Below are 16397 nucleotides of genomic sequence, written 5' to 3' on the forward strand. Positions count from 1 at the left end.
GAACGCCTTTATTGAACAGGAATTTATCCATGATCGTATTACAGACGAACCACGGTGACATCACTATTGCGCTCAATCACGAAAAAGCGCCTGCCACCGCAGCCAATTTCGAGCAATACGTGCGCGATGGCTTTTACGACGGCACGCTGTTCCACCGGGTCATCGATGGTTTCATGATTCAAGGGGGCGGCTTCGACCAGGAGTTCAACCAGAAGCCGACACGCGACCCCATCGAAAACGAAGCCGACAACGGCCTGCAGAACACCATCGGCACGCTGGCCATGGCCCGTACCCAGGACCCCCACTCTGCCACCGCTCAGTTTTTCATCAACGTCGGTAACAACAGCTTCCTTAACCACAGCGGCAAAAGCCTGCAAGGCTGGGGTTACGCGGTATTTGGTGAAGTAGTGGACGGCATGGACGTGGTCAACGCCATCAAGGCCGTGAGCACCACGCGCCGTGGCATGCACGCAGACGTACCCGCCGAAGACGTGGTCATCGAGCGCGCCTACCTGAAGGATGCGGAATAACCGTCGGGAGTCTTATGCGTACGCTGCTGATCGCTGACATGCATTTGAGTAACGACACCCCTGAGCTCAATCAGGGGTTTTATCGTTACCTGGAGCATACCGCCAAAGGGGCCGAGGATCTGTACATTCTGGGCGACCTGTTCGACGCCTGGATCGGAGACGACTTGCTGGATACGCCTCACCCCCTCAGCGGGGTGGCCCATGAGGTGATCGAGCGCCTGCGGGCACTGAGCGATGCGGGCACGTCCATTTTTTTCATCCACGGCAACCGGGACTTTCTGATTGGCGAACGCTTCATCAACGCCTGTCAGGCCACCCTGCTGCCCGACAGTGAGCAAGTGGAATTGCAAGGCGTAGCCGCCGTCATTCTGCACGGTGACAGCCTGTGCACCAAAGATGAGGCCTACATGGCGTTTCGCGCCCAGTCTCGCCACCCTGAGTGGCAGGCGCAGATCCTGGCCATGCCGCTGGAGCAGCGGCTCGAGTTGGCCAAGAGCCTGCGCATGCAGTCTGGGGATGCCAACGCCAACAAGGCCGAGGCCATCATGGATGTGACCCACGAGGAAGTCGTGGCCACGATGGAGCGCCATGGGGTGAACATCATGATCCATGGCCACACCCATCGCCCCAGGGTCCATGACCTCACCGTGGAAGACGTGCCAGCCAAGCGTTTCGTGCTAGGGGATTGGGACGAGCAACATGGCTGGGACATTGTCGTGGAGCACTCGAGCGAGCGCCACCCGGAGCCCGTACTGCGCCAGTTTGCGCTCACCAACCCGCCCGGGTTCGACGGCGAATCGCACTAAGCACTTCCCAAGCACTGACGAAGCACTTCGCTAGCCACTAAAAAAGCCGATCACATGGATCGGCTTTTTCGTTTCAGCGCTCTATTCTGGCATCGCTTCGCAGGTCATCGATCAATCCTTGAATGATCGCCTGAGCCCGCAGCTGTTCGGCCATTTGCGCGACGAAAGCATTCATCTGTTCGTCGGCCTGCCCTTCGCTGACGCTGTCCAGAGCAACGACGGCAACGCCCTGAGGCAAGGCCACAGCACGGTAAACGCTGTCGCCCTCTTCAGGGTGTGGCATGCGGAACACTTCACGGACCAGCGTTTGCGGCAAGGTGCTGTCCGACTGACGAGTGATGTTGGATGCATTCATCCAGTCGAGCTCCAACGCTTGGCCATCGCGCAGTGCCGCGATCATCTCGTTGGCTTCTTCCTGCAACGCCTGCTGACGCTGCTGAGCTGCCACAGCCTGCTCTACCTGATCACGCACGTCGTCCAGCGGCAAGAGCGTCGCGTCACGATGCTCGGCCACGCGAAGCACCAGTCGACGATCGTTGTCCAGCTCGATGACTTCGCTGTTGTAACCTTCACCCAGCACGTCAGCACTGAACGCTTCATCCAGCACGCCCGGCTCGGAAAGCGCACCCTCGCCTTCCCCACGGGCCAGCCAGTCACTTTCGTTAAGCGTCAGACCGAGGTCATCCGCAACGGATTGCAGATCTTCTGCGGCAAAGCTTTCATCGATCAGACGCTGTACCTGGCGATTGAAGTCATCGTTGACCTCGCGCAGCGCCACTTCCTGGGCCAAACGGTCACGCTGCTCTTCGAAAGAGGGCGCGTCCAGCTCGGTGACCTGCAGAATATGGAAGGCACCGTCCATTTCGACGACCTGGGACGTCTCACCGACCCCAAGGGCAAACGCAGCGTCGTCGAAAGCATCGCCAAAGAAGCCGCGACTGATCACCCCAAGGTCACCGCCCTGCTCGGCACTGGCGGTATCGTCCGAAAAGCGCACGGCAGTGTCGGCAAAACTCTCACCACTGTTCAGGTCAGCCAGCGCCTCATTGGCCAGCTGCTGGGCCTCATCACGGCTACGCTCGGAGCCAAAGGTCACCATGATATGGGAGACACGACGGTCGGCATCGCGATTCTGCTCACTCCAGGCAGCGCGGAGTTCGCTCTCGTCCACGTCGACATCTTCGGCCATGGCCTGACGGTCGATGATCACATACTCGACGCGCACCTGCTCAGGACGCTCGAAACGTTGCTGATTGGCGTCATAGTAGTCCTGCATCTGCTCTTCGGTAACCTCTACCTCAAAAGCAGCATCATCGGCATCCAGCATCACGTAACGGAAATCACGCTGCTGGCCCTGCAGGTCTGCCAGGCGCTGCTCTTCATTGGCCAGACTGAAGTCACTGAAGGCTAGACCCTGCTGCAGTTGCTGACGCTTGATATCCACCCGCAGCTCTTCACGGAACGATAGCGGGGTGTAACCCGCGCCTGCCAGGCGGTTACGGAATACCTCTGCAGAGAAGCGTCCATCCTGATCGTGGAACTCAGGCAGCGTCACGATCATCTGGTCAAGCTGAGCATCGGAGACATAAAAGCCGCCCTCCTCAGCATACTGACGCAGCAAGGACTGGGTGATGAGCTGGTCGAGCATATCGTTGCGTAGTGCCCGCTCCTGCTCAGGAGGCACTTGCCCAGAGCGCAGCGCACGCTGCACCTCAAGCTCTACCTGCTGCCGCACGATGGGCTCGCCGTTGACGCTCGCCACTTCATTGGGGTCGCTACCAAAGACACTGAACAGCGACTCCACACCAAAAAGCGCCATGGCCGCGACCATGACACCAATGATTATCTTGGCACCCCAGCTTCTGGAGCCATCTCGAATACTTTGCAGCATGCTAGCCTCAGATCATCAAAGCCATTTATCGCCCAAACCAATGGGCCAGAAAAGAACATGGGCGCATCGCGGATGCGATGCGCCCATTAGCTTACAGCAAACGCGAGCCAATTAGTTGACGGCGTCTTTCAGCGCTTTACCGGCTTTGAAGCTGGGCACCTTGGCAGCGCTGATTTCGATCGGCTGACCCGTCTGAGGGTTGCGACCCGTACGTGCGGCACGCTCTTTGATAGCGAAAGTACCAAAACCTACTAAAGAAACGCTTTCGCCTTTTTTGAGGCTATCGGTGACAGACTCCACCATGGCATCCAATGCGCGGGTTGCCGCTGCTTTCGGAATATCAGCAGATGCGGCAATAGCTTCAATCAGCTCGGACTTATTCACACTTCACCCCTTGACTGTTTCAAAAAAATGGCTCTGAACGGCACGGTCACCGAGTGCAACAACCTCAAAGCATAGCTGCGTTTTATAGCAATGCCTTGAAACACCTGTCAAGCAACCGCACCGTGAAATGCCCATCGCTCAAGGCATTGGGCAAACTTATTAAGTTAATTAAAGCAGCAGCTGCTTTAACGCTTAATGGGTGCTTGCAACAGCATTGGTACTAAACGACTTATCTGCTGCTTTCAACGCAGCCTTGTCTTCCACCGCTTCGGCTAACGCGACGGCCAGCACGTCATCTATCCATCGTACGGGACGAATATCAAGCGCTCCCTTGATATTGTCCGGCACCTCCTTGAGATCTCGACGATTTTCCTCAGGGATCAGGACGGTCTTTATACCACCGCGGCGGGCTGCCAGCAATTTCTCCTTCAGACCACCGATGGGTAACACTTCACCCCGCAGATTGACCTCGCCGGTCATGGCTACGTCGCAACGAACCGGACGCAAGGAATAGGCCGACACGATGGCCGTCACCATGGCAATACCTGCGCTAGGTCCATCCTTGGGCGTCGCACCTTCTGGCACATGGATATGCAGGTCTTCATTTTCAAAGCGCTGTGGGTCGATGCCATAGGCAACGGCCCGTGATTTGACCACGGTCTGTGCTGCGCTGACCGACTCTTTCATGACATCGCCCAGCGAGCCGGTCTTGTGCAGACGCCCTTTACCAGGGGTCACCACGGACTCGATATTGAGCAGCTCACCACCGACCGAGGTCCAGGCAAGTCCAGTGACGCGACCTACCTGATCCTCTTGCTCTGCCAGGCCGTAGCTGTAGCGGCGCACGCCAGCGTAAGTCTCGATATCGTCAGCCAGAAGCACCTGCTTCGCCTGCAGCTGGCTGCCCGCTTTGGCGCCCGAGGTACGCTCTGCTTCCAACCTTTCACGTAGCACTTTACGGCACACCTTGGCGATTTGGCGCTCCAGCTCGCGCACTCCCGCCTCGCGGGTGTAGTAGCGCACCAGCTCTAGCAAGGCATCATCTTCCAACGCCAGCTCTTCGTCCTTCAGGCCATTGGCCTCCAGCTGCTTGGGCAGCAGGTAGCGTTTGGCAATGGCCAGCTTCTCGTCTTCCGTGTAGCCCGGCAGGCGAATGATCTCCATACGATCCAGCAGCGGGCCAGGAATGTTCATCGAGTTGGCCGTACAGATGAACAGCGTCTCGGAAAGATCGTAGTCCAGCTCCAGATAGTGATCACTGAAGCTGTTGTTCTGCTCCGGGTCCAGCACCTCCAGCAGCGCGGAAGCCGGGTCACCGCGATGGTCCATGCCCAGCTTGTCTACTTCGTCCAGCAGGAACAGCGGGTTTTTGACCCCTGCCCGGCTCATGCGCTGAATCAGTTTTCCGGGCAAGGAGCCAATGTACGTCCGGCGATGGCCGCGAATTTCAGACTCGTCTCTCACGCCGCCCAGCGCCAGACGCACGTACTTGCGATTGGTCGCCTTGGCGATGGACTGACCCAGCGAGGTCTTGCCCACCCCGGGTGGGCCGACCAGACACAGCACCGGGCCACGCATCTTGCGCACCCGCTTTTGCACCGCCAGGTATTCGAGGATGCGCGCCTTGACCTCTTCAAGACCGTGGTGATCCTGATCCAGCACTTCCTGGGCTTTCACCAGATCATGCTTGACGCGAGTACGCTTTTTCCAGGGAACGGCAATCAGCCAATCCAGGTAGGAGCGCACCACAGTGGCTTCGGCAGAATTCGACGACATCATCTTGAGCTTGTTCAGCTCTTGGGTTGCCTTATCGGAGGCTTCCTTGGGCATGCCCGACTCTTTGATGGCACGCTCGTACTTATCGGCCTCGTTGGGCACGTTATCCAGCTCACCCATTTCTTTCTGGATGGCCTTCATCTGCTCGTTCAGGTAGTACTCGCGCTGGGTCTTTTCCATTTGCTCCTTGACCCGGGAGCGGATGCGCTTCTCGACCTGCAGAAGGTCGATTTCAGACTCGATCAGCGCCATCAGGTGCTCGATGCGATCACGCACGCGGTCCATTTCGAGCAGATCCTGCTTGTCGCCAATCTTCAGCGACAAGTGCGCACAAATGGTGTCCACCAAACGGCTAGGATCTTCAATGCCTGATAATGAATTGAGTACCTCGTTGGGTACTTTCTTGGACAGCTTGACGTACTGCTCGAACTGATTGAGCAGCACGCGCACCAGCGCCTCTTGTTCACGACTGGTTAGTGGCTCACTGTCCCGGGGCAAAAGATGCGCCTGGGTATAACCGGCGTCACTCTCCTCGATACTGACCACATCGGCACGAAAGCTGCCTTCGATCAACACTTTTACCGTACCGTCTGGCAGTTTGAGAAGCTGCATGATGTCTGCCACGGTTCCCATGGCATACAGATCCGCATTGTCCGGCTCATCTTGAGAGGCTTCACGCTGAGCCACCAACAGTACGCGTTTGTCGGCTTCCATCGCCGCTTCAAGCGCCTGGATGGATTTCTCACGACCAACGAAAAGCGGAATGACCATCTGCGGGTACACGACCACATCCCGCAACGGCAACAGGGGTAGACATTGTGTCTGATCGGCGTTCTGCTGCATCGCAGACGTTCCTCAATTTCGGATGAGTACTCGAGCGGCTTTCAACAAGCCAGATACCTTGCCCAGCAGCTCATGATACAAGACGTGTGAACAACAAGGGGCCGCCTAGGCGACCCCTTGGATTGGCACGCGGTGGTCATCAGACCGCGCGGAACCTCGGGCGGTTAGCCATCGGTGCCGTCAACCCGGGCAGCCTCTTGCTGGGAATAGACCAGCAGCGGCTCACTCTCGCCGGCAATGACAGACGCTTCGATGACCACTTTGCTGACGCCTTCCAGAGAAGGGATTTCATACATGGTATCCAGCAGCACCGACTCCAGGATCGAGCGTAAGCCCCGCGCCCCGGTCTTGCGCTCCATGGCCTTGGCAGCCACGGCACGCAGTGCCTCATCCCTGAACTCCAGTTCCACGTCTTCCATCTCGAACAGCTTAGCGTACTGCTTGACCAGCGAATTCCTGGGCTCCGTGAGGATCTGTACCAGGGCATCTTCGGTGAGCTCGGTCAACGTGGCGATGACAGGCAAACGACCCACGAACTCGGGAATCAGGCCAAATTTCACCAGATCCTCGGGCTCGACGTCGGCCAACAGCTCACCCACGCCCCGACTGGACTCCTTGCTTTTCACGCTGGCATTGAAACCGATACCACCTTTTTCAGCGCGATCACGGATGACTTTGTCCAGTCCGGCAAAAGCACCACCAACGATGAACAGGATGTTGGCCGTATTGACCTGTACGAACTCCTGCTGGGGATGCTTGCGCCCACCTTGGGGAGGCACGGACGCCGTGGTCCCTTCGATGAGCTTGAGCAGCGCCTGTTGAACACCCTCACCCGATACATCACGGGTAATCGAGGGGTTATCCGACTTGCGAGAAATCTTGTCGATCTCATCGATATAGACAATGCCACGCTCGGCTTTCTCTACATCGTAATCACACTTCTGAAGCAGTTTCTGGATGATGTTTTCGACATCCTCACCCACATAGCCCGCTTCTGTCAGCGTAGTGGCGTCTGCAATCGTGAAGGGTACATTCAATAGCCGCGCCATGGTTTCCGCCAGCAGCGTTTTGCCGCTACCGGTAGGACCAATCAGGAGAATGTTGGATTTACCCAGCTCCACGTCGCCTTCGCGCACCTCTGATTTGAGACGCTTGTAGTGGTTGTATACCGCTACGGACAGCACCATCTTGGCGCGGTCTTGCCCGATGACGTAATCGTCCAATGTATGACGTATTTCGCGGGGCGTGGGTAAACGCTCCTCATCGCTCTCGGCATCGGCTTCGAGAACTTCCTCGCGAATGATGTCATTACACAAGTCGACACACTCATCGCAGATATAAACGGACGGGCCAGCAATCAGCTTGCGTACTTCGTTCTGGTTTTTACCGCAAAACGAGCAGTACAGCAGCTTGCCACCTTCGTCCTTGCCTTTGCCGTCGGCCATTCGCGTACCTCTGTCACTAAGGCGGCCAGAGCCGCCTGAAAAGCTCTTAGAAAAGCAGAATCCTACTACGCTATCAGGATGTAGGACGCTTATCCAGCACTGCGTCAATCAAGCCATACTCTTTTGCTTTATTGGCGCTCATGAAGTTATCACGGTCGGTATCACGGGCCACCGTTTCGATATCTTGACCCGTATGATGGGCCAGAATCTGGTTCAGCTTCTCACGAATACCGAGAATTTCACGGGTATGAATCTCGATATCCGACGCCTGCCCCTGATAACCGCCCAACGGCTGGTGGATCATGACGCGCGAATTGGGCAGACAGTAGCGCTTGCCAGCAGCACCCGCTGTCAGCAGCAAGGCGCCCATGCTGGCCGCTTGACCAATACACACCGTGGAGACGTCCGGCTTGATGAACTGCATGGTGTCATAAATCGACATGCCAGCCGTGACCGAACCGCCAGGCGAATTGATGTACAGATGAATATCTTTGTCGGGGTTCTCAGACTCCAGAAACAGCAGCTGAGCGACCACCAGGTTGGCCATGTAGTCTTCCACAGGACCCACCAGAAAAATGACGCGCTCTTTCAACAGGCGCGAGTAGATGTCGTAGGCTCTTTCCCCTTTGGCGCTTTGCTCCACCACCATGGGCACTAAACCGCCGGCGTTTTGAATATCAAACTCACTCATTCGGGTGATTCCTTGCGTCCGGTAAGGGAAAAGCGCACCTGAGAACAGGTGCGCAACTCGATGAGATCAGGCGCTCGCCTGCTCGCTTTCTTCAGCGGTCTCATCTTGCTCAGCCTGCTGCTGGGCGGCTGCCAGTGCCTGCTGATAAGACATTTCAACGTCTTTGACGTTCGTTTGCTCCAGCAGTTTCTCGACCGCCTTCTCTTCGAGGATGGCAGACTTCACCTGGGTTTTGAGCTGCTCGTTACCCATGTAGTACTCGACGACTTCCGAGGGGTCTTGATACTGCTCAGCCAGCTCTTCCACCTTCGCCTTGATGGCGGCATCATCGGCATCCAGCTCGTTGGATTTGATGACTTCCGCCAGCAGCAAGCCTACCTGCACGCGGCTCTTGGCCTGGTCGGCAAACAGCTCATTGGGCAGTTGGCTGACGTCGAAGTCTTCACCCAGACCGAACTGCTGAGCTGCCTGACGCTTCATGGCGTCGGTTTCCTGCTGTACCAGCGCGCTTGGCACGGGGATGTCGTTGGCTTTCTTCAGCGCATCCAGCACCTGCTGCTTGACACGGTTATCCACGGCTTGTGCCGCTTCACGGGTCATGTTCTTCTTGATTTCAGCGCGGAACTGGCTTTCGTCGCCGCCTTCAACGCCAAAACGCTCGATGAACGCCGCATCCACTTCCGGCAGCTTCTGGCTGCTGACCTTGTGGACAGTGACCTTGAAAGTCGCTTCCTGACCGGCCAGATGCTCGGCCTGGTAATCCGCCGGGAAGGTGACGGAAATCGTTTTCTCTTCACCCGCCTTGGCACCGATCAGCTGATCTTCGAAACCAGGAATGAAGCTGTTTGATCCGATGACCAACGCGTGGCCTTCAGCACTGCCGCCTTCGAAAGGCTCATCGCCCAGGAAGCCCTGAAAATCGATGGTGACCTGATCGCCAGAGGCAGCAGCGGCGTCGACTTCTTCCCATGCAGCGTTTTGCTTGCGCAGGGTGTCGATCATCTCGTCGACATCGGCATCATTGACGGCGACGACCGGACGCTCTACTTCAGTACCTTCGATGGAGGCCAGCTCGACCTGCGGGTAGATTTCCATGATCGCGACGAACTCGAGATCTTTGCCTGACTGGTTTACCTTCGGCTCGATCTGCGGGAAACCGGCAGGGTTGAGCCCTTCTTCGGTAATGGCGCGCACGTAACGCTCGCGCATGACTTCGCCAACCACTTCGTTGCGCACGCTGTCGCCGTAACGCTGGTTAACAACGGCCATCGGCACCCGGCCTTGGCGAAAACCGTTCAGGCGAACGTTTTTCGCAGTCTCTTTCAAGCGAGCGCTGACGGCCCCATCGATTTCTGCTGCCGGCACTTGAATAGTGATACGGCGTTCGATCTGGGAGGTCGTCTCGACGGAAACTTGCATGAATTGTCCTCTAGCGGCTGGGCGTTGGGTTGATTACGTAAAATTGATTCAAGAGGGCGATTTTAAGAACCCTGACGCAAGGAGGCAAGCGCCATGCTCGCAAGATGGGGGCTAGCCCCCCAATTTCAAGGGTTCGGGCATCAAAAACAGGCGTATTACAATGCCTGCACGACTTCAAGCGCGCGAACGCCACCAAAGCGTGACGGCATGCAACAGTAGCCCACAGGTGGCCGCGTGGGAGATGAACTCCTGCCAACTGATCCACGCCGTGAACAGCGCATGCCAACCACCCATGATGATGGCGCCCAACACCATCATGACACTAAGGCGCTTGAGCAGCGCTGGCAACCGCTGACGAGCTTCGACGGGAAGCATCTTCCACTGCACCGCAGCCGCCCCTGCCACCAGCACCAGGGCCATGACGATCAGCGTTTGACGAGTCTCATGCCCGCCCGCCAGATAGCGCGGCAAAGCAGACAACATGACCACGCACAGGCCAATGGCAATGCTTACCCGTTCAGGAGAGTGAGCCGCTGACTGCATGGTTACGCCACCTTCAACTGCTGAGCCACGATCCACTCTTCCACCCACGGCACTGCAGCATCATCGGCCATGAAGGTCTCCATGGCATCGACTTCCAACCGCTCCCCGAGACGCTGAGCGCCCAACGATGTCAGCAGCTCGTCCAGTGCACGGCCGGCACCGCAGAACGTATCGCCATAGGAGCTGTCGCCGAGCGCGATCAGTCCGTAACGAAGACCGGTGAGCGAAGGTGACTGGTCTTTCAGGCTGCGCACGAACGGTACGATATTGCCAGGAAAGTCGCCACTACCGGTGGTCGACAAGCAAAACAGCGTCAGGTCATTATCTCCACTCACGTCTGTCAACGTGGGCTGTTCAGACACCACTACGGCATATCCCGCCTTCTCGAACAGCGGCTTGACCTGCTCGGCTACGTCAAGAGCACCGCCATACATGGTGCCCACCACAATCGTCATCTTTGGCATTGCTTACTCCCGGTTCACAATGTTCAGTCGACAAATACCTGATGAATTTGGTCAAATATTAACACGACTGGCAAAAGCCGCGCACGTTGCGCACGCCCTTCTTCCTTCTACTCTTACATCTTCTATCTGCAGGAGCGCTTATGCAGCAAGCCTTTGAGACATGGATCACCCCTATCATGATCGGCGGCTTGATCGTGTTCATGTGCTTCATCATTTGGGATTTGGCCAAAAAGTCGAATGCAGGTAAGTTTGGTACGATCATGCTGTTCGTCGTTCTCGGCGCAGGCATGATGGGTTACATCATCAAGGTCGTCATCACCTGGCTGATCGAAGGGCGAGGCCTGTAGCCTCCATGATCGTTCAGCCATAAAAAAAGGAGTGCTTCCCGGCACTCCTTTTTGACATGGGTCGCGAAGGCTAATCCTGCTTACCAAAACCACCTTCGCTCGCATAGCGCTCGACCTGCTGCTTGAGCTTTTGGCCAGGCCTAAAAGTCACCACCCGACGCGCCGAAATCGGAATTTCTTCGCCGGTCTTGGGGTTACGGCCTGGACGCTCACGCTTGTCCCGCAGGTCGAAATTACCAAATCCTGACAGCTTCACTTGCTCGTTTTCACGTAAGCAAGCGCGAATCTCTTCGAAAAAAGCTTCGACCATCGCTTTTGCTTCTCGTTTTGACAGCGCCAGCTCGCTATGTAAATGCTCTGCTAGCTCTGCTTTGGTCAACGCACCCATAAGGCTCCTCCATGTAGCAAACGGTGTAGCAAACGCACTGCCAGGATCGTGGTAAGCGTCATGTCATGGCATGGCGTCATCAACCGCGCAGATCAGCGTTCAGCTCGGTACGCACGGTAGTCACAATGGCATCAACCAACTGGTTGATTTCTTCATCATTTAGCGTGCGCGATGCGTGTTGCCAGGTCAAGCCCAGCGCAATGCTCTTGTGACCTTCCGCAACGCCCTTACCAGCATAGACATCAAACAGCTTGATGTCTTTCAAGCTTTCTCCCGCCTGTGACTTTGCACAGTCGAGCAGCGCCTGAACGGGCGTCTCTTCCTTGACCGTGAACGCCAGGTCGCGGCGAACTTCGGGGTAGCGGGAGAGCGGCTCGAAGGCGGGAATCGCACCTTGACTCAAGGCGTCCAGCCGCACTTCGAACAGCACGGCATCCACTTTCAAGCCCAGTTTGGCACGCACCTGAGGATGCAGCGTGCCGATCCAGCCAACCGGCTCTCCTTTATGCAGCACCCTGGCCGTTTGCCCCGGATGCAGGGCAGCGTGCTCGCCGGGCTCGAAACGCCAATCCTCTACCGCTCCCCCGAGTGCCAGCACACTCTCCAGGTCCCCCTTGAGATCGTAGAAGTCGACGGCTGCCTTGCCGCCACTCCAGCCCTCGGCCTCACGACCACCGCACACCAGCGCTCCCATCATGGGCACCTGCGAGAGCTCGTCCAGCGGACCGTTGAACACCAGCCCGGTCTCGAAAAGGCGAACGCGCGTCTGCTGGCGGTTGAGGTTGTGTTCCAAGGCTCTCACCAGCCCCGGAAACAGGCTGGCTCGCATGACGGACAGATCCGACGAAATCGGATTGGCCAGCACGGGTGATACGGCGTCGGGCAGCAGTGCCGCTTGCAGGTCTGGGGCGACGAAACTATACGTCACCGCCTCCTGATAACCACGGGCCACCAGCTGGTTACGCAGACGCGCCAGCGTCAGGGTCGACTCGTTGGCAGGACGCAGTGCCAAGCGAGCAGCTGGACGACGAACGGGCAGATTGTTGTACCCATGTACACGAGCAACTTCTTCGATGAGGTCTTCCTCGATGGCAATGTCAAAACGCCAGCTGGCTGCCTTGACCTTCCAACCCTCGGCCAAGCGCTCCACTTGCAGCCCTAGGCGCTCGAGAATATCGCTCACTTCATCGCCCGGCAGCTGCTTGGAAAGCGCCGCTTCGAGCCGCGCTTCACGCAGCATGATGGTCTTCGCTGCAGGCAACGCCTGCTGGTGAACCGCCTCCGTTACCGGACCTGCCTGGCCACCGCAAATTTCCAGCAGTAGCTGGGTCGCCCGCTCGATGGCCACGCTGGCCAGCTCAGGGTCCACCCCACGCTCATAGCGGTGCGAGGCATCCGTATGGAGGCCATAAGAGCGTGCCTTGCCAGCAATCGCCAACGGCGCGAAAAACGCCGACTCCAGGAAAATAGTGTGCGTCTGCTCGTTGACGCCAGAGTTCTCCCCACCCATGACGCCGGCCATGGCCAGAGGCCCACGCTCATCAGCAATCAACAGCGTATCCTGACGCAGCGCTACGTCCTGCCCGTCCAGTAAGGTCAGTCGCTCGGATGGCTGCGCCATGCGCACGCAAATCCCGCCATGAAGGTTGTCGCGGTCAAAGGCATGCAGCGGCTGGCCCAGCTCTAGCATGACGTAGTTGGTGACATCGACGACCGGATCGATCGAGCGCACGCCACTGCGACGCAGTCGCTCTACCATCCATAGCGGCGTCTCCACCTGAACATCGACACCCTTGATGACACGCCCCAGATAGCGGGGGCACTGCTCTACGGCGTCCACTCGCACCGGGAAAGTATCGTCGATCGTGGCGGGCACCGGCGTCATCTGCGGACCGCTGACAGGTAGTCGATTCAACACCCCTACCTCGCGCGCCAATCCTTTGATACTCAGGCAGTCACCGCGGTTAGGCGTCAGATCGACCTCGATGGTCATGTCATCCAACTGCATGTACTCGCGGAAGCTGACGCCGACCGGCGCGGCCTCGGAGAGCACCAGAATGCCTGGCGAGGTCTCTTCCTCCAACCCCAGCTCGGACGCCGAGCAGATCATGCCGTTGGATTCGACACCACGCAGCTTGGCCTTCTTGATCTTGAAGTCGCCCGGCAGCACTCCGCCCACCTGGGCAAAAGGAATTTTCTGACCGACTGCCACGTTGGCGGCACCACACACCACCTGGACAGGCGCACCGGTGCCATCATTCACGCTGCACACATTCAGCTTATCGGCATCCGGGTGCTTCTCTTTACTCAGCACTTCGGCAACGACGACACCACTGAAAGCAGCAGCAACGGCCTCGACCGCGTCGACTTCAAGCCCTGCCATGGTGATCTGATCGGCAATGGCTTGCGCATCCAACTGCGGAGAGACCCATTCACGCAGCCACTGTTCTGAAAACTTCATAATTTTTCCCGTCGTAAGCAGCAGTATCAGGTGAATTGGCGCAGGAAGCGCAAATCGTTCTCGAAGAATAGGCGTAGGTCATTGACCCCATAGCGCAACATGGCCAGACGCTCGGCGCCCATGCCGAACGCAAATCCGGTATAGCGATCGGTATCGATTTTCGAATGGCGAAAGACCTCAGGATGCACCATGCCGCAACCCATGACTTCCAGCCAGCCACTGTGAGAGCAGACACGACACCCTTCACCGCTGCACATCACACACTGAATATCGACTTCCGCCGAGGGCTCGGTAAAAGGGAAATAGGAAGGACGGAAGCGCACCGACAGGTCGTCACGCTCGAAAAACGCCTGTAGAAAATCTTCGATAGTGCCCTTCAAGTCGGCAAAACTGACGCCTTCATCCACCAGCAGCCCTTCTACCTGGTGGAACATGGGCGTGTGGGTCAGATCAGAATCGCTGCGATAAACGCGCCCCGGACAAACGATCCGGATGGGCGGCTCGCTACTCTTCATGGTACGCACTTGCACGGGCGACGTGTGAGTACGCAACAAGCGAGTGGCATCGAAATAAAACGTATCCGCCATGCCCCGCGCAGGATGGTGAGCAGGAATATTGAGCGCTTCGAAATTGTGGTAGTCGTCCTCGATTTCAGGCCCTACCGCCACATCGTAGCCAATCCTGGTAAACAGTCCTTCGATCCGCTCCAGGGTTCGCGTCACGGGATGCAGTCCCCCGCTGGCTTGCCCACGCCCTGGCAGAGTGACATCGATGCGCTCTGCTGCCAGGCGCGCATCAAGGGCGGCATTTTCCAGCTGCTGGCGTTTGGCGTCGATCTCCGCCGACAGGGTCTGCTTGGCCTGATTGATCTGCTCGCCTGCGGCAGGGCGCTCTTCCGCCGACAATTTACCCAACCCTTTCAGCAAGGCGGTTACTTCGCCTTTCTTGCCCAGGTAACGAACGCGTAGCTCATCCAGCGCCGAGACACTCTGCGCAGCCTGGATAGCTTCGCGGGCCTCTGACACCAGAGTAGGAAGGTGGTCCATCCGATTTCACTCCGAATTAAGCGGCTCCATCCACGGGGATGGCTGGCATGTAGAAGGTGACAAAAAAAACAGGGGAAGAGCGGCTGCTCTTCCCCTGCATGGGTCACACTGAAATGACCACGGGCATTTCACGCCAGGCTAGCCCAGCGAGAAGTGCCTTATTGGGCAGCCTTGGCTTTTTCCACGATAGCAGCAAAAGCGGCTTTCTCGTGTACAGCCAGGTCAGCCAATACTTTACGGTCAATTTCAATACCGGCTTTCTTCAGGCCACCGACAAAGCGGCTGTAAGACATGCCGTTGATACGTGCACCAGCGTTGATACGCTGAATCCACAGAGCGCGGAATTGGCGCTTGCGGTTGCGACGGTCACGGTAGGCGTACTGACCGGCCTTGATGACAGCCTGCTTGGCTACGCGGAAAACACGCGAACGGGCACCGTAGTAACCTTTGGCCTGCTTCAGAACTTTTTTATGGCGACGACGGGCAACTACGCCACGCTTAACACGGGTCATAACACACTCCTGACTTTATGACTGAGTCAATACTCAGATAAGAAAATTCGACCTTACAGGTTCGGCAGCATGCGCTGAATCAGCGCTTTGTCGGCAGCATGTACTTGCTTCATGCCACGCAGCTGACGCTTACGCTTGGTCGACTTCTTGGTCAAGATGTGGCTACGGAAAGACTGCTTGTGCTTGAAGCCGTTAGCGGTCTTTTTGAAGCGCTTGGCAGCGCCGCTGTTGCTTTTGATTTTCGGCATGAGATAACTCCGCTCGATATTTTTTAGAAAACCCAAGGCCGACCAGCGCACACGCGCTGGCCCGTTAACAACGCCGTTGGATCACTTCTTTTTCGGGGCAAGGATCATGATCATCTGGCGGCCTTCCATTTTCGGGAAAGACTCCACCACTCCAATCTCTTCCAGGTCTGCCGCGATTCGCTCCATCAGCTTGCGGCCGATGTCCTGATGCGCCATTTCACGACCACGGAAGCGCAATGTGACCTTGCCCTTGTCACCACCTTCCAGGAAGCGAATCAGGTTTTTAAGCTTGACCTGATAATCGCCCTCGTCGGTGCCAGGACGGAATTTGACTTCCTTGACCTGGATTTGCTTCTGCTTTTTCTTTTGAGCTGCTTTCTGCTTCTTGGTCTCAAAAACGAATTTACCGTAATCCATGATCTTACAGACGATGGGGTCGGCATTCGAAATTTGCACGAGATCCAGACCTGCCGCTTCTGCACGCTCAAGAGCCTCGGAGGTGGGCACAACACCCAACTGCTCGCCTTCGGCATCGATTAAACGTACTTCTTCTTCGGTGATCCGCTCGTTCATTGGTGGGCGTTTATCTTGTGGACGCCCGCG

The 16397-nt window shown here is 57.2% G+C and carries 17 protein-coding genes; 3 read left to right on the forward strand and 14 right to left on the reverse strand.

Going from position 1 to position 16397, the window contains the following annotated elements; translation table 11 throughout:
• Window positions 1-29: 29 nt before the first annotated feature.
• Window positions 30-530 (forward strand): peptidylprolyl isomerase, encoded by a 501-nt coding sequence (locus KVY02_RS08980; protein ID WP_016913930.1) that lies wholly within the window; start codon window positions 30-32, stop codon window positions 528-530.
• Window positions 531-544: 14 nt separating this feature from the next.
• The gene (locus tag KVY02_RS08985; RefSeq protein ID WP_218315018.1) at window positions 545-1336 is read left to right on the forward strand and encodes a UDP-2,3-diacylglucosamine diphosphatase; all 792 of its coding nucleotides are present in this window, start codon (window positions 545-547) and stop codon (window positions 1334-1336) included.
• 73 nt (window positions 1337-1409) lie between these two features.
• On the opposite strand, the gene KVY02_RS08990 is transcribed toward KVY02_RS08985, so the two are convergent.
• From KVY02_RS08990 to KVY02_RS09025, 8 genes are all read right to left on the reverse strand, one after another.
• Window positions 1410-3227: a SurA N-terminal domain-containing protein gene (locus KVY02_RS08990; protein WP_218315019.1), complete on the reverse strand. Its 1818-nt coding sequence runs from the start codon at window positions 3225-3227 to the stop codon at window positions 1410-1412.
• Window positions 3228-3338: 111 nt separating this feature from the next.
• Entirely contained in the window at window positions 3339-3611 is a 273-nt protein-coding gene (locus KVY02_RS08995) for an HU family DNA-binding protein (RefSeq protein WP_009724302.1), read from the reverse strand.
• Window positions 3612-3803: 192 nt separating this feature from the next.
• Window positions 3804-6230, reverse strand: a complete 2427-nt coding sequence (gene lon, locus KVY02_RS09000) for an endopeptidase La (protein WP_016913933.1) — start codon at window positions 6228-6230, stop codon at window positions 3804-3806.
• Between the two features lie 164 nt (window positions 6231-6394).
• Window positions 6395-7675 carry an ATP-dependent Clp protease ATP-binding subunit ClpX gene (gene clpX / locus KVY02_RS09005; protein ID WP_016913934.1) on the reverse strand — a complete coding sequence of 427 codons (1281 nt, stop codon included), beginning with the start codon at window positions 7673-7675 and terminating at the stop codon, window positions 6395-6397.
• 73 nt (window positions 7676-7748) lie between these two features.
• Window positions 7749-8366 carry an ATP-dependent Clp endopeptidase proteolytic subunit ClpP gene (gene clpP, locus KVY02_RS09010; protein WP_016913935.1) on the reverse strand — a complete coding sequence of 206 codons (618 nt, stop codon included), beginning with the start codon at window positions 8364-8366 and terminating at the stop codon, window positions 7749-7751.
• A gap of 66 nt (window positions 8367-8432) precedes the next feature.
• Entirely contained in the window at window positions 8433-9785 is a 1353-nt protein-coding gene (gene tig, locus KVY02_RS09015) for a trigger factor (protein WP_218313373.1), read from the reverse strand.
• 174 nt (window positions 9786-9959) lie between these two features.
• The gene (locus KVY02_RS09020) at window positions 9960-10328 is read right to left on the reverse strand and encodes a hypothetical protein (RefSeq protein WP_189463161.1); all 369 of its coding nucleotides are present in this window, start codon (window positions 10326-10328) and stop codon (window positions 9960-9962) included.
• 2 nt (window positions 10329-10330) lie between these two features.
• Window positions 10331-10792, reverse strand: a complete 462-nt coding sequence (locus tag KVY02_RS09025) for a flavodoxin domain-containing protein (RefSeq protein ID WP_039181827.1) — start codon at window positions 10790-10792, stop codon at window positions 10331-10333.
• A gap of 140 nt (window positions 10793-10932) precedes the next feature.
• Here KVY02_RS09025 and KVY02_RS09030 point away from each other — a divergent pair, with 140 nt between their 5' ends.
• The gene (locus tag KVY02_RS09030) at window positions 10933-11139 is read left to right on the forward strand and encodes a DUF2788 domain-containing protein (protein WP_218313374.1); all 207 of its coding nucleotides are present in this window, start codon (window positions 10933-10935) and stop codon (window positions 11137-11139) included.
• 70 nt (window positions 11140-11209) lie between these two features.
• On the opposite strand, the gene KVY02_RS09035 is transcribed toward KVY02_RS09030, so the two are convergent.
• The 6 genes from KVY02_RS09035 to infC form a co-directional block, all read right to left on the reverse strand.
• A complete protein-coding gene (locus tag KVY02_RS09035; protein WP_016913940.1) occupies window positions 11210-11527 on the reverse strand; it encodes an integration host factor subunit alpha in 318 nt (105 codons plus the stop codon).
• Between the two features lie 79 nt (window positions 11528-11606).
• On the reverse strand, window positions 11607-13988 hold the full coding sequence (gene pheT / locus KVY02_RS09040; protein ID WP_218313375.1) for a phenylalanine--tRNA ligase subunit beta: 2382 nt from the start codon (window positions 13986-13988) through the stop codon (window positions 11607-11609).
• A 26-nt stretch (window positions 13989-14014) separates the two neighbouring features.
• Window positions 14015-15034: a phenylalanine--tRNA ligase subunit alpha gene (gene pheS, locus KVY02_RS09045; protein ID WP_218313376.1), complete on the reverse strand. Its 1020-nt coding sequence runs from the start codon at window positions 15032-15034 to the stop codon at window positions 14015-14017.
• 158 nt (window positions 15035-15192) lie between these two features.
• Window positions 15193-15546, reverse strand: coding sequence for a 50S ribosomal protein L20 (rplT, locus tag KVY02_RS09050; RefSeq protein WP_009097607.1), 354 nt, complete (start codon window positions 15544-15546; stop codon window positions 15193-15195).
• Window positions 15547-15599: 53 nt separating this feature from the next.
• Window positions 15600-15794, reverse strand: coding sequence for a 50S ribosomal protein L35 (gene rpmI, locus KVY02_RS09055; RefSeq protein WP_016913943.1), 195 nt, complete (start codon window positions 15792-15794; stop codon window positions 15600-15602).
• 81 nt (window positions 15795-15875) lie between these two features.
• Window positions 15876-16367 carry a translation initiation factor IF-3 gene (gene infC / locus KVY02_RS09060; protein WP_218313377.1) on the reverse strand — a complete coding sequence of 164 codons (492 nt, stop codon included), beginning with the start codon at window positions 16365-16367 and terminating at the stop codon, window positions 15876-15878.
• Window positions 16368-16397: the final 30 nt, after the last annotated feature.

Source organism: Halomonas sp. 18071143 (assembly GCF_019211725.1).
In the GTDB taxonomy this organism is placed as follows: domain Bacteria; phylum Pseudomonadota; class Gammaproteobacteria; order Pseudomonadales; family Halomonadaceae; genus Vreelandella; species Vreelandella stevensii.